The organism is Burkholderia humptydooensis, assembly GCF_001513745.1.
Classification (GTDB): Bacteria; Pseudomonadota; Gammaproteobacteria; order Burkholderiales; family Burkholderiaceae; genus Burkholderia; species Burkholderia humptydooensis.
The window spans coordinates 2,106,190-2,128,168 of the sequence record NZ_CP013382.1 but is presented as its reverse complement, the minus strand read 5'-3'; the positions used below and the strand labels follow the sequence as shown (position 1 = coordinate 2,128,168).

Annotated in this window: 8 protein-coding genes and 3 pseudogenes; 8 read left to right on the top strand and 3 right to left on the bottom strand. The window is 62.8% G+C overall.

Annotation, left to right across the window (positions count from 1 at the left end; translation table 11 throughout):
• Positions 1-370 precede the first annotated feature (370 nt).
• The gene (locus AQ610_RS37730) at positions 371-646 is read left to right on the top strand and encodes a hypothetical protein (RefSeq protein WP_156436743.1); all 276 of its coding nucleotides are present in this window, start codon (positions 371-373) and stop codon (positions 644-646) included.
• Positions 647-692: 46 nt separating this feature from the next.
• On the opposite strand, the pseudogene AQ610_RS35210 reads toward AQ610_RS37730, so the two are convergent.
• A pseudogene (locus tag AQ610_RS35210) lies at positions 693-916 on the bottom strand (integrase core domain-containing protein); the annotation flags it as partial.
• A 175-nt stretch (positions 917-1,091) separates the two neighbouring features.
• On the bottom strand, positions 1,092-3,239 hold the full coding sequence (locus AQ610_RS28305; protein ID WP_231749006.1) for an autotransporter outer membrane beta-barrel domain-containing protein: 2,148 nt from the start codon (positions 3,237-3,239) through the stop codon (positions 1,092-1,094).
• A gap of 1,066 nt (positions 3,240-4,305) precedes the next feature.
• On the opposite strand from AQ610_RS28305, the gene AQ610_RS28295 reads away from it, so the two are divergent.
• From AQ610_RS28295 to AQ610_RS28270, 7 genes and pseudogenes are all read left to right on the top strand, one after another.
• Positions 4,306-6,252, top strand: coding sequence for a hypothetical protein (locus AQ610_RS28295; RefSeq protein ID WP_099975922.1), 1,947 nt, complete (start codon positions 4,306-4,308; stop codon positions 6,250-6,252).
• A 204-nt stretch (positions 6,253-6,456) separates the two neighbouring features.
• Positions 6,457-11,079 (top strand): RCC1 domain-containing protein, encoded by a 4,623-nt coding sequence (locus AQ610_RS28290; protein WP_006029831.1) that lies wholly within the window; start codon positions 6,457-6,459, stop codon positions 11,077-11,079.
• A 12-nt stretch (positions 11,080-11,091) separates the two neighbouring features.
• Positions 11,092-13,998 carry an RCC1 domain-containing protein gene (locus AQ610_RS28285; RefSeq protein ID WP_231749005.1) on the top strand — a complete coding sequence of 969 codons (2,907 nt, stop codon included), beginning with the start codon at positions 11,092-11,094 and terminating at the stop codon, positions 13,996-13,998.
• Between the two features lie 101 nt (positions 13,999-14,099).
• A complete protein-coding gene (locus AQ610_RS28280) occupies positions 14,100-17,315 on the top strand; it encodes an RCC1 domain-containing protein (protein WP_144411870.1) in 3,216 nt (1,071 codons plus the stop codon).
• A 20-nt stretch (positions 17,316-17,335) separates the two neighbouring features.
• The gene (locus AQ610_RS28275) at positions 17,336-19,363 is read left to right on the top strand and encodes an immunoglobulin-like domain-containing protein (protein ID WP_144411871.1); all 2,028 of its coding nucleotides are present in this window, start codon (positions 17,336-17,338) and stop codon (positions 19,361-19,363) included.
• Positions 19,364-19,615: 252 nt separating this feature from the next.
• A pseudogene (locus tag AQ610_RS38530) lies at positions 19,616-19,815 on the top strand (IS6 family transposase); the annotation flags it as partial.
• Between the two features lie 153 nt (positions 19,816-19,968).
• Positions 19,969-21,660 (top strand): hypothetical protein, encoded by a 1,692-nt coding sequence (locus AQ610_RS28270; RefSeq protein WP_006029827.1) that lies wholly within the window; start codon positions 19,969-19,971, stop codon positions 21,658-21,660.
• 105 nt (positions 21,661-21,765) lie between these two features.
• Here AQ610_RS28270 and AQ610_RS36570 read toward each other — a convergent pair.
• Positions 21,766-21,906 (bottom strand): annotated as a pseudogene (locus AQ610_RS36570) (IS701 family transposase); the annotation flags it as partial.
• Positions 21,907-21,979: the final 73 nt, after the last annotated feature.

The following is a 21,979-nucleotide window of genomic DNA, read 5'->3' as shown; positions in this document are numbered from 1 at the left end:
GATCGAGAACGGGGCCGAGCCATGTCACTGGCCGCCCCCATTGAGTCGCCGATGGTCCATTCGGATGTAGCGAGCTTGGGAGAGGCAGTTGTGCCGTCAAGTACCGGAACAGCATCGCGCGGTCATCCAGGAGCTTGGTCAATTGCGTAGTGTTGGGCCATGCCGCAGGTGAAATGATTGCAAGCGACGCATCCGATGCGACGGCGTACGCTGCTAGCGGGGCACCACGTCGCTGAGTGATTACAGACAACAGCGGGGCCATCTGCGTGGCGAGTCCGATGAACTTCGTTATGCGCTCGGAGGGTGCCGTGCCGGCTTTGGCACCGACGATCAGGAGCGGTGTTTGCCCGGGAAGCACCAAGGAGTCGCCTTGTGCACGGAATTGACGGACGAGTCCTTCGGCAACTGGAGACCCACGATCCCACGCGATGTCGGCGTACAGTGCGTGATTTCGCAAACTTGCTTCGGTTTGCGCCGTTTCGTCCGCGATGCGCCTGAGTTCGACCGCAAGATCCTGACGCTCACGCGCGACATAGTGCTGAATTGTGTATACGACGTGGATAATGAGTGCTGCCGTGATGGCGAAGGTGACCAGCGCGCCCCCGCCGTACATCAGCGCGCGCTGATAACGCCAGAATTGTCCTAGAGAATGGGACAAAGGATTGGACATAACCCAGACTTAGTTGATCGCGCTATTGCCAATACCAATTATGCATGTCCACAAGAGATTGCGAGCAGTATGGGAACGGACGTCGATACTCGCGAGGCGAGCGGTATTTCAGTGCGCTATGGAGATGCTTCTCGTTGTAATGCTCGAACGCAATGGCCGGGTTCCTGGTAGCCGTCGCTGCGTCAGGCTTCGGCATGAATCACGCTTCATCGTCTTCACGAAGCTCTCGGCGATCCCGCTCGTGCGAAACGGGACGCTGCTTCTGACGGGCGGGGCACATGCGATCACAGTGGGCGTATTTTCGCATTTTACGTCGTCGACACCAGATTGGTCTCGTTGCGAAAGTCGCACGGAATCGATAGCCGATTTGTGGCAGAGGGCTCGCTAGGTTGAGCAAGCTTGACGAGCCCGAGTTCCGCGATCAAAACAGATATCGCAAGCCGAGATTAACACCCCAAGGTTGCGTGAGCTTGGCGCCCTTCGCATACAAGACGTCGCCGTGAAGCTGCAAAGTCTTGGTCACTCGCGCGGCGACGCCCGCGCCGAGTTCCACCCGAGTGCCGGCCAGATCGCTGTCAAAACGGTTGCCGTTGACGTTGACGTCGTTGCCGCGCGCGAACTCTTGCACCAGGCCGACTTTCACATACGGCTGCAGGGTGCTGCCATTGGCCAACTCGAGGTTGCGGCCCAGCGCTGCCCCGATGCGCGTCTGGAACGATTTGTTGGGGCTCCCCGCCGCTTCCAGCCCGTTGTCGAGTCTCGTGGTGGCGCCGCTCGACACGAATGCCGATACCCGGGCGGACGGCTCGATAAACCAGCCGTTCGCCAAGCCGATCTGGCGGCCGAATTCGACCGACGCCCCCAAACCGAAATTGGTGTACGATCCGTTGGCTGCGCTGCCATCGCTCATCCGTACCTTGGCGTCGTTGCGGAACATGTTGCCCTTGATCACGCCGTCGACATAGTAGCCGTTGTTGCCGAGCCAGGTCGCATAGCCGCCGGCGTAGAAGCTGTCGATCGAACCGGTCGTCGCCGAGCCGAAATCAAGATCGTTGCGGCTGTAACCGCCAAGGGCACCGACGAACAGTTTGCCGGTCGCGACGGGAATGGATTTGTCCGCTCCGGCAGTGAAACCGTACTGGGTGTGCCGATACGGTTGACCGGCGCGGCCGTCGACGTTCACTCGCGTTCCATATGATCGCACCCATGCTCCGCTGGCAGACTGATTGAAGCGCAGTTCGCCCATCCGGCTACGTAGTGACGCGTCTTCGCCGTACCAAATCGTCGGTGCCGTATTGAACAGGCCGAGCACGGCTTGCGTGGACGGTGTCACGATCGGGTTGCCTTCGTCGTCGTGCGCCTGCACCAGATACCAGCCGTTGCCTTGCTGTTCAAGCACGTACTTGAAAGTGCCGGCGTCGACCATGCCGTTATTGCCGATCGCCTCGAACTTCGCATCGCCGCCAGCGATCTGCACGACATGCAGCGGATCGGCTCCCTTGACTGGCTCGACGCCGGTGTTGCGGATCGCGAGCCCGTGTTGGCCCGACGCGTTGCCCGATACGTTGAGGAAGTCGCCTTGCAACTGGGCCAGATCGACACGCATGCCGAAAGTGCCGTTGCCCGAGAGATTCCCGATATCCAGACGATGAAATGCCGCACCGTCCGGGCTCAGGTTGATGGTGCCGTCGGCCAGTGCGATGTTGGCGACCGACGCAGGACCGACCATGTTCCACACGGCCCCGGAGTTCACCGCGAGTTGCCCCACGTTGTTCAGCTGACCGGTCAGCGTCGCGTGGTTTTGCAGGTTGACGTGCGCGCTGCTGCCTTGGCCCACCTGGACGTCACCCGTAAGGCTGCTGTTATCCACGGTGAACGCGGCGGTGCTGTTGTTCGCGACTTCCAGCAAGGTGCCGTTGCCGCTCAGCAACGTGGATTGATTCTGAATGGTGATGCTGGCGTTTGCCCCCTCGAGCGCGGTGCCATTCACGAGGATTGCACTGCCGGTCTGCCCTTCGACGATGGCATGATCGACCACCAGCGTGCCATTGGTATAAACCGGTCCACCGGCGGGCGCTGCGTCCGTCGAGAAACGGACGCCGTTCGCGCCCCCGACGACATGGCTGTTGTCCTGGACGGTGGCGGAACCGGCAAACAGTGTCAGGCCTTGGCTGTTGCTGGCGGTGCCGGCGAGCTGGCTATTCGATACCACCAGCGTAGTAAACGCGCCGGCCGACGCGCCGGCCGTGGTGCCGCTAATGGCACTGCCAATGAGCGTGGCTGACGCTGGCTGGTTGGGGTCGAGATTCGCGCTCAGCATCAGCCCACGTCCGGCACTGTTGCTGACCGACGATCCTGTCAGGTTGACGGTGGAGGAAATGGCCGTGATGCCGGTTGTCCGCGCGTTGGTGGCATTCAACGTGCCGCCATTGACGACCCGATAGCTGTCAATGGGCGTCGATGCATCGATCGTCAGCGTAGTGCCGTCCACGGTCGTGAGCGCCGCGACGGGGGAGGAGAGGCTGGCGATAGCTAGCCCGATGGCTACCGCCAGGGGAGACGGTGTCATGCTGCGACCTGGGGCGGTGTGTATCGATCTAAGATGAGGGCTCATAGGGACGGAACATAGAAATTTCTGTGGCTGGTGCGAATGCTGGGCCGTAGGGGAACGGCACGGCCATGATTTTCGAGTATCGATACCGCATCACGCTATTTGACAAGTCAGAAATTGTTGGGGGGATCGATCGTCTCCTGCGGCTCAACTGATGCATAGGAGATACCTGAGGCGTCCTGAAATGCAATTCCAAGCATAGTTGATGATATGGAAATTATTAAGTGGTTGTGGTGCATGTCGAATTATTAGGTAGGCAATTAAATTGTAATTAATGTAAGAAAATGAGTGTCTGATTCAGGCAGTGATGGGCGGAGTGGACTTTGGGCGGGGTTGGAATATGGTTTCGCTTTCAAAAACAATGCGTCGGATCGTGCACTTTTTATGAAGCGCAATTTGTCTTGAAGATCGAGAAAGAATTGTCTACGATCCCTTCTGCTGTTTCGCTTTTAAGACGAATGACAATGCGGGACGGTTGAGCGCGCTGATGTATGGAGAGTATTTTTGGCGCGCCGTGGTAGTTCGTGGATATCTGGGGCAGCGAGGGTAGAAGGGAGCGTCGAGCGGATCCCTACGATAGACATCCATCGGGAATGCACAATGAAAAATGTCGATCCCGTCGTACTTCTGCACTTCCCGCAAGTAGCCTAGTCGCTGTTGCACATTTTTTGATTCAGTCGTCGCACTCCTGATAGGCTGGCATGATTTTCCGAGTATCCCGATGCAGTTGGCGATGCCGGGAAGTTTGCGCGCCGGTTGATCGCATAACTTTTTTTATCGGATGATGGGTCATGAAATTGTTTGGGAGTACGTAATGATAAAGCCAGTGAGAGGTGGCGCCGGGAATTTTGGAAAGGAGATAAGTGGACTCGCTGGTCACTGACCCGGGAATCATTCCGGCAAAGGAAACCAGAAGATGTGGCTCGCATTAACGAGCTGTCTCAATTGGGGGCGTGGGAGACCGCGATACCGCGTCGTCAGCTCCCTTCAGACAGCCCTTCGGATATCTCTTTGGGAGAAGGTCATGACGACGTCGCGCATTACTGCGGAACAAGCCCGCGCGTTGCAACGCAGCATACGCTTAGTACGCTACCAGCGAATGAAGGCCCGGGCACCGCTAGCGTTGGGAGCGCCGACCGTGCCGGACGCCTTGGGCGACGACAACTTGTTGCCCAAGGACGTGTTGATTGCCGGGATGCGCGTGCAGGTGCCGCGATGGGACAGGGTGCTGCTCGACGATGTGCTGACGGTGTCATGGCGGGAAGAGATCGTCTACACATACACGGTTACGGACCCAGACAATCAGGTCTTCCCTATCGAGCACACAATCCCTGTCGACAAGCTGTCGACCGACGGGACCTTCGTACTAAAGTACATAGTCGAAGCTGACTCCGGCCAGCCCTCGCCGTCAGACGAGACGAGAGTCAAGATCGACCGCCGGCCGCCGCATCAGGGCAATATTCCCGATGCAATGGTGTTTCCGCCGGACGTGGTGCGCGACGGTATCACTCTGGAATACTTGGATGCGAACGGCGACGAAGTGATTGCGACGGTACCCGATTGGGGAGACATGGAGGTAGGGCAAACGGTTCATCCCCAATGGATGACGCAGCTATTGCAAGAGATAGAAGTGACGCCCGAACACGTGACTAACAGGGAGGTGCCAGTACCGATCCCGGGCGAACTGATCCGGGCAACCGGGGAAGGCACCAGAACGGCAATCTACCATTTGACGAGTCGGGCAGGCTTTGATGGCGAACGTTCGATTCCATCGAATGTAAACGTGCTGCTCAAGCCAGTGCCGGCGAATCTGAAGACGCCGCGGGTGCCATTGGCTGCGGACGGTCTGATCGACTTGGTGGATGCCGATGCGGGCGTGGCGATTGAAGTCGACGCATATGACAATGTCGAACCGGGTGATCTGGTGCTGGCAGTGTGGGGCGCTACCCCGCTGACGCCGGTACCAGTAGTGCCCGGCGTTTTCCCGGTGGCGGTGGATGTGCCACGCCAGACCATACTCGCGACAGGCTCTGGAACCGCCATCAACGTCAGCTATGAGGTCCAGCGGGGCAACAAGCGTTATGGGCCAGCTTCGACGACAGTGAACGTGGACGTGGATACGGTGGCACCGGTGGATCCAGATCCGACAGACCCGGAGAATGGCGCGCTTGACCCAGTGACGGTCATAGGTGGCAGCGGCACGTCGCCAAACAACGAATTGCTGCAGCCCGATCGAGGGCAGGATGCAACGGTGACGGTGCCCTATTACGAGCGGATAGGTGATCCAGGCGGGCTGCCCGACCTGCCAGTGCTCGGCACCATCATCACCCTCTATTGGGGGCAGGCACCGCTTCCTGTGGTCACGATCGGCGAACATACCGTAGATCAGGACGACATCGACAATCAGGCGTTTCCGGACTTCACGGTGGACAAAGCAATCGTAAATGCGACGGCCAATAATCCAGCCTTTCCGGTGTACTACACGCTCAGCCGTCCATCCACCGCGCCAACGCCGAACCCAGTGTTGGCGCCAGCGCGCTCGGTGAAAGTGAAGCTGACCGGGCCAGGCGGCGACTTGGGCTTGCAGAAGGCGGTATTCCCCGAGGCTTCGGACAGAGGCTGGTGGTTGCCCGCGCAAGTGATCAATGGCGGCAAGGTGAAGGTGAATGTGTACGAGCTCATGAAGGAAGGCGATGAGGTAACGTTATTTTGGCAAGCATTTTCCACCACCAACGCTGCGCCGGGCTCGGAGATTACGGGCACCGACTATAGCTTTCCGGTAACAGTAGGGGCACCGGAATTGGCGAACGGAGTGGATTTCGTGGTGCCCTATGCGGACAAGATTGAGCCGATCTCAGGCGTCCCTAGCAAACAGGGTTCGGGCCGCGTGACCTATACGGTTGAGCAGGACGGTGACACCTTCACGTCGATCGAGCCTGCGGTGGTGAAGGTCGAACTGGGTCAACCATAGTGCCCGATGAGTCAGGATAGCTGGCGGGGGCGTCTCAGTGAGCCCCCCGGCTGCGGCGTGTGCGCGAATTCGATGATTGTCCGGATTGGCGTAGCTGCATCGGCCTTATTGAGGTGAAAAGTCAACCGGTGCGTAAGCGTGGCATCCAGCGCGACTCGTGCTGACATTCCGATCGAGGCGCGCCGTTTTTAATGGACATAACCGATGAAGACCCTGTACATGGAATCTGGCACGGTGGGCCTGGAGCATGCTGCGGAGCAGGTGCACGCGTTGATTCCGCTGTATATCCCGGATGCGGTGCCGGTGCCGTACGACGACCCGGCCTCGCTGTTGTATGCAGTGGGCATAAGCGCCATCAATGACGGGCTCAAGGTGTTCGTGGAAGCGTACGACGCCATGGCGATCGGCGACCTGGTCGAGGTGCACTGGGACGACACGGGCGTGCCGTTTGACAGTGTGGAGGTGACCAATGACAACCTGAACCAGCGGCTGGGGCTGAATTTACGGGAGGAGCGTTTCAGAGATGGACGGTTCGAACCGTTCTATCGGATCCGGCGTGTCAGCGACCTGGATACGGACAGCGACCCGCGGGACATCTGGGTCAAGCTGGAACGACCGGGCGGGTATGACCCGATACCGAGCACGCCGCGCCATGAGAATCTGGCCGCGCCGGGCGTGCCGGACGATGTGGCGCAGGACGGCGTGGATGCTGATCGCGCCAAGCTCGGGGTGGACGTGACGATCGACCCCTACGAGAACATGGCCGAGTACGACCGCATTGACTTCAGCTGGGGCGGCCAGCGCCAAGTGCACCTGGTGCGGTTGAGCGAGGTGGGGCAGGCGGTGGTGATCCATGTGTCCGAGGGCGAGATCCTGGCCGCGGGGGATGGGCCGATCGTGCTGGAGTACTGGTTGATTGACGCGGCGGCCAACACCACGGATAAAAGCCATTGGTCGCTGGAGACCGTGGTGGAGGTCGTGGCGGGCAATGCGCCGCTGTTGGCGCCGGTGGTCAAGGAGGCCGACGAGAATGGCGAACTGGACTTGGCGGGACTGGCGGGGCAGGATGCGACGGTGCAGGTGGCGGCACTGGGCAGCGACTTCGTCGTGGGCGACACGATCATGCTGACATGGGCGGGGCGCACGGCCAATGGCGCAAGCGTGGAGCACACGGCAAGCCGAGAGGTCACAGCGCAGAAGATCGAGGAGTTCCTGATTCCATACGCGAAGGTAGCCGCGATCGCGCAAGGGAGCGCTCGCGTGTCGTACGTGCTGCGCAAGGGCAGCGGCGGAGGGGAGTTGCGCTCCAAGCGCACCACCGTGACGGTGGTGGGCGAGGTGGTGCCGTTGCCGGCGCCGGCGGTCAGGGAGGCACAGGACGGCCAGCTTGACGCGGACGTGGTGGAGGCGACGGTGGACATCGAGCCCTACCTGGGGATGGCGGCTGGCGATGTGGTAACGCTGGTGTGGGCAGGCACCAAGGCGGATGGCACCCCGACCGATTACCGGGACACCTTCCCGGTGAGCGGTGGGGCGGTGGGCCGTCCGGTGGAGTTCCGAGTACCTGGGCCGACGCAGATCGCGGTGCTGGCGGGTGGCCAGGTGGAGGTGTATTACCTGGTCAGCAACGCCAGCGGGGCGCAGGCGGTATTGCTGGCGCGGGAGTCGGCGCGGCTGCCGCTGACGGTGGTCGGAAAGCCGGTGATGCTGCCCGAGCCAAGCGTTGACGAGGCGTCGGGCGGGGTGCTCGACCCCGAGCCGTTGCCGGCCGCCGGCGCCACGGTGCGGGTGAAACCTTACGACGGCATGCACGACGGTGATTATGTGACAGTCAGGTTCGCGCCCGGCAGCGGTGCGGGCGAACACATTCAGTCATTCGACGTTACGCAGAACATGGTCGGTAAGGACATTGTGATGCGCGTGCCGAAGGCGAAGGTGCAGTTCCACCTGGGCTCACAGGTGATTGTCAACTACACCGTGGAGCGGTACGACAACACGACCCAGAACTCTGAAAACCTTACACTCAACGTCCGCACGGTTGCGAAGTGGCCCGCCCCCGGCGTGGACGAGGCTCAGGGAGACTATCTCGACCCCGAACTCGCCAGGCTGGGGGCGACGACACGCGTATTCAGTTACTCACAGATGCAAAGCGGGGACCGGATCGTCATGCACTGGGGCAACCCTGGCGATGTCGGTTTCTACACTGACAGCATCACGATCACCACGGTACGCAATTACACCTTTCTGCTCACGCCGGCTGACGTCGCCCCATGGATCGGGCGCACAGTGCCGATCTGGTACCGGATCGAGCGTGGTGTGCAGCAGTATCCGTCGGAAATCTTTTCTTTGCGCATCGGCGCGGCAGAATTGCCGATGCTCGAGGCGGCGAGCGTGGTCGAAGCCGTGAACGGCATTCTCGATCCGTCGAAGCTCACGACCAAGGCGACGGCAAGAATTCCAGTCTACGACGGCATGGCCAGTGGCGACTACATCCACCTGACCTGGGGGGGCGGCCCTGGTAGCGGTGGTCTGGAATGGTTCATCGATGTGACGGGCAATATGGTGGGCCGTCCGATCCTGCGAGACATTCCGCTTGCCAACATCACGCCGTTCGAAGGTCGGAACGTCGAGCTCGTCTACACGGTTGACACCGGTCAGCCGCCGGTTCGCGAATCGGAGGTCTACTCGGTCCGGGTGCAGCGCGAGTCGCTGCAGCTCGCCGCGCCGCGCGTGCCGGCCGTCAACAACGGCGTGCTCGATCCGCGTGATGTGGCGCAAGGCGCAGAGGTGCTCGTCGACCGGCAGACCGGTATGCAACAGGGCGACACGATTCGACTGCACTGGGATTGCACAATTCCGGCGGGTAGCTACACAAGTGATGAACTCGTCGGCAGTTCGCAGAACCCAGTGTCGTTCACCGTGCCGGCGGCGAATGTTCATGCTGGCGTGAATGGCGGCGTTGATGCCTGGTACGAGTTGCTGCGTGGCGGCACGTTGATTGGCACGGGCGATGCGCTTGAATTCGCGATCAGGCAGTCTGACCTGCCGTTGCCTGTCATCACGCAGGCCAACGGCCAGACGCTGGACCCGGACGACGTGCCCGCCGGGGGCGCGACGGTCATGCTCGCGGCGAGTGCGTTGTTCAAGCGCAACGATCAGATTCTGCTCACGTGGGCTGGCGCGCCCGGTGGCGGTTCGGGGACATACCCGCACACCGTGTCAGCGGCCGAAGAAGGTGGCATCGTCAACATCACCGTGCCCAAGTCGGTGGTCGAGGCGAACAACGGTGGCACTGTCACGCTGACCTACTCGGTCACGCGCGCCGCCGGCGGGCCGCCCGAGTACTCCGGCCACAACATCTACGATGTGCGACGCGAGCTCGGCAGCGGCGATCTGCTCGTCATGGGTGCACGTTACAACGGCAGCATCTACCGGGCGTCGGGCGCCGCACAGTACCTGAGGGCGCTCAACCGCACCACGCGTGCCGACCTGCTGGCCGAGTGGCGCTATGAGGACGAGCCCACGTGGACGACGGGCGTGAGCTTCAAGGACACCCGACCGTGGGTGGCGCTGCGTGTGCGCTCACAGACACATCAGATCACCATTAACGCCGCGAATATCGTCGGGTCGGGGGCCGACAGCGTAGGCACAACGGGCGTGGCGGCAGTCGTTGCGCTGCTCGCACGGAAGAATGTGATCGGTTGGGGCGTTCCAGCTTATGGGGGAGACGTGCCGCCCACGATCATCACGTACACAGATGTTGAGGAAGTCTCATCGACACAAAGTGCCTTTGCGGTGCGGCGCACCAACGGGCGTGTGGCAGTCTGGGGCAATACCGCGCAGGGTGGGGCGATTCCCGATGGCGGGGGGAGCATCGTCGACGCCGTGCGTATCCAAGGCAACGGTTCGGCATTCGTTGCAGTGCGCGGCAACGGCTATCTTACGGCTTGGGGAACGGCGGCGGCCGGCGGCACCTTGTCGACCGAGGCGCAAGGGCTGGCTGACGTGGCGTTCGTCGCGACGTCGGGCACGGCGTTCTGTGCGTTGCGGCGCAATCGTCAGGTGGTGGCGTGGGGAACGGCGGCCAGCGGCGGCAACGTGCCAGATGCCATCAAGGCGCTGACCGACATCTCTGACGTACGAGGCAATTACACGGCGTTCGTCGCGTTGCGTGCCAACAGTACCGTGGTGGCGTGGGGCACTGCGGCCGATGGTGGCACGGTACCCGGCGTCATCGCCGCGCGTACCGACATCATTGAACTGGCAAGCTCGTCGGCCCGCGCATTTGCGGTGCGTACGCAAGGCGGGCAGGTGCTTGCATGGGGAAACGCGAACCATGGTGGCACGGTACCCGCCGACATCGCCGCATTGACTGACATCGAGGAAGTGACCGCGACGTGGGGCGCATTCTGCGCGCGGCGCGGCAACGGGTCGGTAGTGGCGTGGGGCGATACCACGCGAGGTGGAACAGTGCCTGGCAATATCGCGGTGCTCACCGACATTGTGCAGGTTGTGGGCACGGGGGCGGCGTTTGCGGCGTTGCGCCGCAACGGCACGGTTGTGACATGGGGGTTAGCGGCTGCCGGCGGCGATTCGTCGTCGGTGGTCGGGCAACTCGTCAACATCCACGCGGTGTACTCGAACAGTCAGGCATTTGTCGCACTCAAGGCCGCAGGCGGTGCGGTGACGTGGGGTATCGCTGCCAGCGGAGGCGACAGCAGTTCCGTCAGAACGATTCTCGACGCCAACCTGTTCTATCAGGCGACCGCAGGTGGCCTGTCGTATTCGAGCGAAAAAGGACGGGCCATTCTGGCGATGGCAGGCTGAGCGGAGACTATCGTGGCGAAAAATCTGGCAATGCAGACGCTTGACGCCACGTCCGCCACCGCACGTAGCCCGGGCATGCCGCCGCTGGCGGCCGCCCCGGCGCGGGTGGTGTGCAAACAGGTCGTCGGGCGCGGGCTCGACCCGTCGTCGCTCGATGCCCACGGGGCGACGTTCACCATCCCGCCATATGCGGGCATGGCCGATGGCGACCGCGTCACGCTTTACTTCGACTACGGCGGAAATTCGCAAGGTGAGGTGCACGTCGACATCGGGCAGGCATGGGTCGGGCGGCCGATCACGTTGCGAATCCAGCGTGCGGCGTTGCAGGCCGCGACGGGCAAGTGGGCGTCGGTGCGCTACGGCATCGAGCCCGCGGCCGGCGGAGGCACGGTGCTCTCCGATGCGCTTGATCTCTGGATTGGCGCCGACGTGCTGCTCGCGGCCCCGCGCGTCATCGATGCGGTGGCGGGTTATCTCAATGTGACGAGCGGCGCTGATAGCATCGATTCGGACGATCTCGGCGACGACGTGATCGACGTGCGTATTGCCATTCCCTTGTATCGCGGCATGACGGCGGGCGACGCGGTCTGGCTCGAATGGGATGAAACGCCGAACGAGGGGCACTTTCGTGACCGTATCGACATTCCGGCGGTACGCGAGACCGTGCTGCTCGTGCCGGGCGAATCGGTGCGCGCCTGCGTGGGCCAGAGCGTAGCGGTACGCTATGTCGTGCTGCGCAACGGCGTAACCGAGCAATCGCAGGTGGTTGTTGTGCGCGTGGGCACTGGCGACGAAGGGACCGGCGATGACGACGTCGACCCGGGCACGCTTGTGGCGCCGTTGATCAAGCAAGCTGTCGACGGCGCGCTCGATCCCGATCAGTCCACGCGCGGCGCGGTGCTGGAATTCGGGCCTTACGCGAGCATTCGCTCCGGCGATCGGGTGCATGTCTACTGGGGTGAAGTGGACGCGCCCGGCTCGTACGCATGGATATGCGATGTCACGGATCGTTACGTCACGCAGCCTTATCCGTTACATGTATCGCATGCGCTGCTCACGGCATGGCGCGACATGACCGTGCCGATCTACTACGAAGTAGCGCTTGACGATGGCAACGTCAAACGGTCGGCCGTTCGCCGTGTGCGTATCGGGCGCGCGCAGTCGTCTGCACCACCCTTGCCGCAGGCAAGCGTCGACGGCGTGCGGGATGGCAAGCTCGACCCCGACGATTGCGCGAGCGGTGCGGTGGTGCGTATTCCGGCGTCGGCCGCCTTGCGCGAACGTGATGAAGTGACCGTGACGTGGCGCAGTGCATCGGCCGCAACGAATACTAACGTGAGGCGTGTCGTGAGCTTGGTCGACGTCGGGCGGGATCTTCTCATCCGCGTGCCGGCGAGTGTCGTTGCCGCTGGAGCGTCGGCGAGTGCCGCGGCCGTTGCCGTGAGCTGGAAGCTGCGCAGGACGGGCGCGACGGCGACGACGACATCCCCGGTGACCTATCTGACATTGGCGCGCGCGCCCGGCAACGGTGCGCTCACCGTCATGGGGGCGCGTTACATCGGCACGATCACACGCGCGTCACGTCTACCGCGCCGGCTGAGCGCGTTCGATACGACGACACGTCGGCGGGTTGCGGCGCAATGGCGCTACGACGATGCCGCCCTGTGGACTACGGCCGAGTCGTTTCGCGACACGCGTCCCTGGGCCGCACTCAGAGTGCGCGCGCTGGGCGACTGGGTAGTCGTACGGCCGGCCAACGTGGCCTTCACCGGCACCGACACGGCCGCGCCGGGCACCCCGGCCAACGCCGCGTTCGTCGCACGACTCGATCGAGGCAACCCGATCGGCTGGGGCGACGCCGCATACGGCGCCAACATACCGCCCACGCTTATCACCTATGACGATGTCGCAGAGCTGAGCGCAACGCAAAGCGCTTTTGCCGTGCGCCGTCACGACGGACGCGTGGCGGTATGGGGCAACGAGGCGCAGGGTGGCACTTATGCCACCGCCGCGACTGTCACCGACGCTCGGTGCATTGTTGGCAACGGCACGGCCTTTGCGCTGCTGCGCGCGAGTGGCGCCGTGTCGGCGTGGGGCGCGGAGGATGCTGGCGCGACGGTGCCCGCGAACATCGCGGCGTTGCGCGACCTAGTCAATTTGTACGCGAGCAGTGCATCGTTTGCGGGCCTGCGCTCAACCGGACAGGTCGTGGCCTGGGGAAGCGCCGGCACGGGGGCGCAGGTGCCGGCCGACATCGGTGAGCTCACTGACATCGAAGATGTCATTTGCACGCTGACGGCGTTTGCCGCACGTCGTGGCAATGGCAGCGTGGTGGCATGGGGGGCGGCAGAATCGGGCGGCGTGGTGCCCGACCGTATTGCGGCTCGACGCGACATTGTAGAGTTGGCTGCGGCCACGGCCGGCGCTGTGTGTGTGCTGACGTCGGGGGCACAGGTGCTTGCGTGGGGAGACGCCGCGATCGGCGCAACGGTGCCGCCAGAAATTTCCGAACAGACCGATATTGAAGAAGTCGTTGCCACGGCTGACGCATTCTGCGCGCGCCGCCGCAACGGCAGTGTCGTGGCGTGGGGAGGCGCAGCGAACGGGGGCGTGGTTCCGATGACGATTGCCGCACTGCGCGACATTGTGCAGGTTTCGGCAACGTCGTCGGCGTTCGCGGCGTTGCGCAGCGATGGCAGCGTGGTGGCGTGGGGCAACGCGGCGCGAGGCGGCGACGTGACGGCGGTACACGACACGTTGCTCGACGTGCGTGCCATTTACGGTAATGCGGGCGCGTTCGCCGCGGTACTTGCGAACGGCGGCATTGTTTCTTGGGGGGAGGCAGCTGGCGGCGGCACGAGTACGGCGGCGGCGCCCGTTCTTGACACTGGCCTGACATACACCGAGCGGGTGTCGTAACAGTTCGAGCGATTGACTTCCCACCGTGGCGTGCGAGCCGGCGACGAGCCGGGCACACGGCGTGCGACTTTTACTGATGTCCTATTGATGTGGAGACTCTAATGGCTCAGCAAGATACAACCCTTGAACAGCCGGCCACCGCGAAAACACGTGCGGCGGGCACCACGTCAGGTCGCAACGCCGCGCTGGTGAACGCGGATCCGCCAATTAGCAACGAGGCTGTGAATGGCGCGCTTAATCCCGACGATCTGCCGGTGCGCGGCGCGACGTTCGTCGTTGCCCCCTACGCCGGCATGGACGATGGAGACTACATCACACTCCGGTTCGACCAAGGTGGACCGAATGAAGCGACTGCGGATTTTGACGTCTCGAGCAACTGGGTGGGGAAACCGATCAGCCTAATCATCTCAAAAGCGAAAGTGCAGGCGGCGCTGGGCAACGACGTCGATGTGGACTACGTCGTCGAACCCGGCAACGGCGGCACAATCATCAATTCCGATCCGCTGCCGCTCTTCATCGGCGTGCGCGAAGAGGTGAAGCTCAAGGCCCCTTCGGTCGACGAGGCCGACGGTGACCATCTCGATCCGGAATACATCGAGTTCGGCGCGCGTGTGCGCATTCCCGTCTACGACGGCATGGCGATCGGCGATGAGATTCACCTGTTCTGGGGGGTATCGGGCGATCCCGGTTACTACACCGACAAGATCACCGTACGCGCGGTGCGCGAGATCACGTTCCCGATCCCGCCGGAGAATCTCGAACCGTACCTCGACAAGAAGGTCCCGATCAGCTACGACGTGTTGCGTGACGGACAGACGCAGCCGTCGAACGTCTTCACGCTGCGTATCGGCGACGTGGAAGACGACGATTTGCTCGAGACGCCGGTGGTGGCCGAGGCGACGGGCGGCGTGCTCAATCCGGATCTCGTGCCCAACGGCGCACAGGCGCTCATTGGCCCGTACACCGGCATCGAGGACGGTGACTATGTCCTCGTGGTGTGGGGCGGCGGGCCGCCGACCGGCGCCGAGTGGGGCATCGACATTACCCAGAAGTATCTGACGGAACCGTACCCGATTCGCATTCCCGCCAACAAGATCACGCCGTTCATCGACCGAACGGTGGAGCTGTACTACGAGAAGGAGTTGCCCGACGCCACGTGGCAACCGTCAAAACGGCTCACGCTGGAAGTCAAGCGCGAGTCGGCGAAGGCCGACCCGCCGTCGGTGCCGGCGTCGAGCAACGGGCAGGTCGACCCGCGCGACATCGATCCGTCCACTGGACTCGAAGTGATCGTGCCGTCATATGCCGGTATGCGTCAGGGCGACAGCATTGTCGTGTACTGGACGAGCGAGAACGGTCTTGGCGACTTCACGAGTGATCCCTATCTCGTCAAATCGATTGATGTCGGCAACCCGGTCAGCTTTCATGTGCCGCTTGCCATCGTCGTCGTGTCGTCTGAAAAGGGCGTTGACGTGCACTATGAAGTCACCCGGGGGGGGACGCCTATCGTGCTGAGCTCGGCGCTCGAGCTGACGGTGCGTCAGGTCGAGCCCCCGCAGGCGACCATCGACGAGGCCAAGGGCGACAAGCTTAACCCCGACGACTGCCCGAACGGCGCACACGTGGAACTGGGCGCATCGGCCAAGTTCCGTGCCAACGATCAGGTGATCTTCTATTGGCGTGGCCAGCCCGGTGACGGTACGTTCTCGAGGACCGTTACCGTCAAACCGGAGGAGGCCGGCGGTCCGCTTGAGATCGTGGTGCCGCTCACCACGGTACAGGCCAACGTTAATCATTCGGTGTCGCTCGAATACACGATCAAGCGCACAAATGGGGCCCCCGACGAAATTGCGCCGCCTGCGGTGTTCGACGTGATCTCCGTGCCCGGCAGCGGCGAGCTGCTCGTGTTCGGTGCGCGCAACAACAGCAGCATCTACCGAGCGTCGAGCATGTCGCAATATCTGAGCGCGTTCCAGAAGACCACGTTACAGAACCTGAACGCGCAGTGGCGCTACGAAGACGAGACCGACTGGAAGCTCGCCCACAGCTTCAAGGACACGCGCCCGTGGATGCCGCTCAAGGTGCGTTCGCAAGACGACAGCGTCACGCTCAATCCGGCGAACATTTCGGGATCGGGCACCGACGCGGCAACGCGTGGCGCGTCTGCGCTGGTTGCCCACCTGAACCGAGGCAACGTCATCGGCTGGGGCGTGGCGGCCTACGGCGGCAGCGTACCGCCGACAATCATCACGTATGACGACGTTGTCGAGGTGAGCGCGACGCAAAGCGCGTTCGCCGTGCGGCGCACTAACGGCCGGATTGCGGTGTGGGGCAACACCGCGCAAGGCGGGGCGCTGCCCGACGGGTTCTCGGTCATCGACGCGGTGCGCATCATCGGCAACAGCATGGCGTTCGCGCTGGTGCGCGCCAACGGGCAGGTGCTGGCGTGGGGCACGGCGGCTTCTGGCGGGACTGTGCCCACCGATATCGCCGGCCTGACCGACATCAGATCGGTGTGGGCGACGGGGACAGCGTTTGCGGCGCTGCGGGACAACGGTGCGGTGGTGGCGTGGGGGGCGCCCACGACGGGCGTTTCGGCGGCTATCGTTCCGCCCGAGATCGCAGCGCTCACCGATATCGCCGAGGTGCGCGGTAACTTCACGGCGTTCACAGCACGGCGCAAGAACAAGACCGTTGTCGCCTGGGGGGCGGCGGCCGATGGGGGCGAAGTGCCCGCCATCATTGCCGCACGTGCCGACATCCTCGAACTGGCGAGCGCAAGTGCGCGGGCCTTTGCCGTGTGCACTGAAGGCAAGCAGGTGCTGGCATGGGGCAACGCCACCCATGGGGCGACCGTACCGGCCGAAATCGAGGCACTGACCGACATCGAGGAGGTCACGGCGACGTGGGGGGCGTTCTGTGCACGGCGCAGCAACGGCAGTGTGGTGGCGTGGGGCAACGCGAATCAGGGGGGCACGGTGCCCCTCGACATCGCCGTGCTCAACGACATCGTGCAGGTGACCGGCACGGGCGGCGCCTTCGCGGCGCTTCGCAAGAACGGCACGGTCGTCGCCTGGGGCGACCAGCAGTTGGGCGGCAATACTGCCACGGTCGCCCCGCTCCTGGTCGACGTGCGCGCGCTTTATGCCAATACTGAGGTGTTCGTGGCGATTCTGGGCACGGGCGGTGTCGTAACCTGGGGCGTGCCTGCTGGCGGCGGCGACAGCTCGTTGGTCAAGCCGATTCTCGATACCGGCCTGACCTACGAGGCGACGGCGGCGGTGCGCGGCCGAGCATTGGCGGCGCGGCATCTGTGACGGGCGCGGAAGTGAACGGCGTGAATGACAGCCACGGCAAGGGAGGGGAGGCCGGCGGCAGCGATGCCGGCGCCCCCCCGCCGGATTGCCTTGATGCCACCGGGGGCGTGCTCGACGGTGTGCAGCTCGACGTGCATGGCGCATGCTTCGTGGTCCGCGCGTACCAAGGCATGGTCGAGGGGGACTTCATCACGCTGCGATTCGACGTACGCGGGCCGAACGAAGCATCGGCCGAGTTTAATGTGACCGAGGGCTGGGCTGGCAAGGACATTGTCCTTTGGGTTCCGAAGGACGCCGTTGCGGCAGCTGCGGGTTGCCACGTGGACGTTGACTACGTGATTCAGCCAGGAAGCGGTGGCACCATTCGCAACTCGGCGCCGCTGAAGCTCTCCATCGGCAAACGCAGACGACATTACCGGAGCACAACCATGTATCTGGATCAAGACTCGGGCAGCAGGCGAGACGCCGCGGCGACGCTCGAAGAGCCGACCGTCGAGGAGTCCGTCGGCAACAAACTGGACCCGACGCTCGATCAGGGGACCGTTGTCGTGCCGCTCTATGCAGGCAAAGCCCCGAACGACGTGGTGACGATGTACTGGGTCGGCAAGGACCCCGCGAGTTCGACTAACGACAGCTTCCGGGTGACGTCAACCAATCAGGGGCGCGTGATCCGGTTCTATGTCGATGGTCAATACATCGCCGCCAACAACCGGACGACGGTTGAGGTGTACTACGAGGCCGCCCGCGCGAATGGCAGCAACGACGGCTCCATCCATATCATGCTGGAGGTCGGTGAGCAGGCGGGTGAGCCAGGGCTCGTCGATCCCCCGGCAGTCGAGGGTGTGCAAAACGGGGTGCTAAATCTGGAGAACGTGCCGGCGGGCGGTGCGCCCGCCACGGTGGCGGCATACGAGGGCATGGCCCACTACGACGTGGTGTTCATCGACATCAACGGCGGCGAATGGGAGGACGGCAAGCAGATCGCCACGCAGGCTGAGATTGGACAGCCGGTCGCGTTCACGATTCCACGCGAAGTGTTGGCAATGTTCTCGGGGCGTGAAGTGTCGATGCGAACGACCGTGATTCCGGCGTCGGGCGGCGATTCCATTCGCTCGAACGAGGTGAAGTTCCGCATATTGGAGCCGGTCGGTGCCTTGCCCGAAGTGATCGTGCCGCTCGCCGATGGCGATGCACTTGACCCGGAACAGGTGGTCACGCCCACAGTGGAAGTGGTCGTCAAGCCGTATCAGGGCATTGCCGAGGGCGATGTGATTACGTTCACGTGGCGCAATACGAGCGGCACCCCCGCCCCCTTTACCGATGTGAAGACGGTCGGTGCCATCCCGCAGCAGGACTACGTGTTCGAGGTGCCCCGCGCGCATGTCGATCAGAACATCGACAAGTGGGCCATTCTCTCGTACACCGTGGTGCGCGGCGGTGCGCCGGCAAAGCCCTCGGGCGATCTCACGCTATACATCGGTGCGCCCTTCGAGGCCGCGGCAACGCTCGACGCTACCGGCAAGGACTACATCGTGGCCGAGAAGCCGCCGCTGGTGGTGCCTGACTTCGGCTCTTATACCCGCGAGGCCAAGTTCGGGACAGAGCCCTACACGTACGCGACGGACGACGCGTCGATTGCTACCGTGGACAACACGGGGCGTGTGGTGGCGACCGGCAACGGCACGGCGACCATTTCGGCGACCGACAGTCTCGGCGTCGGCCGGAGTTACCCGATCACTGTCAAGGGTGTGAAGCAATTGTTCTTCGTGAGCGCCTCGGCGAACTTCGCCGGCGCACAGGCCGCCTGCGCCGCCGCAGGGCTGCGCACTGTCACGCTCGATGAGATGAAATCGTTCTGGCGCGGGTACTTCCCAAGCACGGGGCCGGTGGCGGGCTACATGGGGTGGCTGGGCTACCTCTTCTGGACGGGCACGCAGATTGGCGCCGGCACCGCCTACGCGTACGACCTGAACGGCGCGTCGGAGCAGGGCAACGCCATAGGGCGCAACGAGGCGGACTTCCTGCAGGTGGTTGGTATCGCCCCGTGATGCCGGGTTGAACGCTTGCGCTGCCAATGGCGCCCAATCCCCCTTGGGAGAGGGACCGGCGCATTCCTTCGCGAACTTACTTGGGACGTGTTTCATGCGGACCAGAAACGGGGGGCTGCGCAGTGCTGCGAAGTGTGGCTTTTAGCGGGGTGCACATGGAATGGCACACCTGCGGCCGCTAACGTCTTTGTCGCCGCGCGTATGGCGCAGGCCGCGCCAGCCGTTACTTTGAAGGTCAGCGGTGCGGTTGTGGCGGTGGCAAATACCGAACTGGGCCTGAACGTCGAGCATCGGTAGCGCAAAGGGCTGAACAAGCGTGCGGAAAATTCCCACCAGCCCACACGGGTGCGCAAGAAGGTGATGCGGCGCTTCAGCGATTCGCCTTGATTCACGGGCAGGTTGCGAATCTGTTCATGGCGTGCCGCTACAACCGCAATGCTCAACACAAACGCGAGGTGGGCACCCCAGGCCTTTGCGGTCTGAGAGAGGGCGTCGTGCGCCGGTATGCGTGCTTAAGGCGATCGCTTGCCACCTCCAATCACCATCGCTCACCCGCCCATCGAACAACTTGACAGCACCGTTGGACACTCCTTAGGGGAAACATCATGCGTTGGCTAGCCACTTGTTCTGCAATCTTGTTCCGCGTTCGCGGCTTGGGCCACCGATATGCCGCCGTCCTTGCCTTGTCGGCAGGGTTGGGCTTGTCAGCCACGCCGACATTGGCGCTGACGGGGGCCGACGTTGCGTACCTTGTCAATCAACGTTATCAACAGGCATCCGAAAAGTGCGCCGTGGACAAGCCGGCTTGGTTTTGCTCTGGGGTACTAATGCGGGCATTGCCGGGCGGTTCCGCGCAGACTTTCTGGCAGCTCGACGCCACTGAGACCGCCTTGCAGTCGGTGCCGTTCGCCTACGTGCGGCGTGATCTGAGTACAAACGCGCTGTCGTCGAGCGCAGGCTATATTTTGGCGGATGCCTTGAGCGCCGTCGGACAAGGTAAGCCATACGAGGTGCGTTGTGCGTATCCATTCGAAGTGCAGCCAGGCGCGACGACAGGGAGTCATGGCTGCGATCTGGCTGGCGGCGCTACACGGAATCCGCCGGACTTGAGTTCGTGCAGCACGCAGGGTGTGACGGACGCCGCATCTTGGGTCGCACATTTTGCAGGAGAGGACAACGACGTGCAGCGCCAGTGTTCCCTGAGCGCGCAGGTCGCAGCGCAGTTCAGAGCGAGTCTTGAAGCACACGAGCAAGTGTCGCCGACGTTTTCCAATCAACCCACGACAGTCCTGGTGGCTGCGTGGGACCCGTCGCAGCCTGCGACGATACCGATCGAAGCCTTGTTTTACGACGTCGGTAACGGCGGCCAATTGAGCCAGGCGCAGCGTTATCAGAAGCAGTATTTCGACGCCACCGGACAATGGGTGCCGATTCTGCGCATGGCGTTCGTGCCGGCGAGTGGTGCCACATTTGGTTTTGACGAGACCGACCAGCTCGACAGTGGCTTCACCGTTGCGGACCTGCTCAACGCGCGCTTTCAGGACACAGCACCTTGCCCCGGTGACGCTGCCGCGTATATGTGCAACGGTGTCATCATTCGCGTGACCGGATACGGCGCGGGATTCCATTCGTGGAATCCGAGCCCGACAGCGATCAGGCTCAATGGCGTGTCGTTCTCGTACATGCGGGCCGATGCGAATTTTACCGCGGTCGCTTACGAGGGCGGTGCGGGCTTGATCATGCGCGAGCTGGGCGCGCCCACGCAGACCCCTATCATTGCGCGCTGCATATATCCGACTGACGCCGGCACTGACGGCAGGGCCGACAAATGCGGTATTCGCACCAACCCACTGAGCCGTCCCTGTGCAGAGCAGGGTGTGACGACGGTCGACCAGTGGCGTGCCATCTATAACCAGACCGGATGGTCCCAGTCATGCTCGCTTGGCATGGACGCGGCAGCGTTCAACCTCAGCATTGAGGCACGCAGGACACTCCCAACGCCCCAGACCATCAGAACAGAGATGTGGAACGAGCTGATCATTGCACCGTGGCCGCAGGATGTACCGCTCCAAATTCCGATCGAAGCCGTTTTCTACACGAAGTCGTCTCTTGTTGGTGCGCAATACATCCAGCAGGACTATATGCAGACCACGGGCCGTTTTCTGCCTATAGTGGGTGTCAATGAGATGTCCCCGACCGGAAAGCCGTTCACGTATCGGCCCGACGATCAGCAGACCCCGCGAGTGGGAAGCGTGCCTGCGCCGTCGGGATATGGCGTCGCAGGGAGATCTTACTAATATTACTGTGTCAATAAATCAGCATTGGCCGCTGAACAAAACGGACATCGCTGGAGCCGGCGCGCGATGTATGCAGCGATGCGCCAGCGCAGCGTGGTGATGGAATCAGCCACGTGGCGCTGCGCACGCTGGGGAACCGCGTGGTACGTAATCCGAGGGTAGGGCAAATGAGTCGCGGATCGCGGAGTCTTTTTTACTGTCGCCTTGAATGAGGTGTTGAGCAACAAGAAACCCGTAGGCAGCAAGTCAGGAGCGGAAACGGAGGGAGGCGGTGGTGATTGCAGGAGAATTCCGCCTTCCAAGGTAACAAACACAGCAG

Coding starts and splice junctions, on each gene's coding strand:
- AQ610_RS28290 (WP_006029831.1), top strand. CDS start 6,457: ATGAAGACCCTGTACATGGAATCTGGCACGGTGGGCCTGGAGCATGCT.
- AQ610_RS28270 (WP_006029827.1), top strand. CDS start 19,969: ATGCGTTGGCTAGCCACTTGTTCTGCAATCTTGTTCCGCGTTCGCGGC.
- AQ610_RS28305 (WP_231749006.1), bottom strand. CDS start 3,239: ATGACACCGTCTCCCCTGGCGGTAGCCATCGGGCTAGCTATCGCCAGC.
- AQ610_RS28295 (WP_099975922.1), top strand. CDS start 4,306: ATGACGACGTCGCGCATTACTGCGGAACAAGCCCGCGCGTTGCAACGC.
- AQ610_RS28280 (WP_144411870.1), top strand. CDS start 14,100: ATGGCTCAGCAAGATACAACCCTTGAACAGCCGGCCACCGCGAAAACA.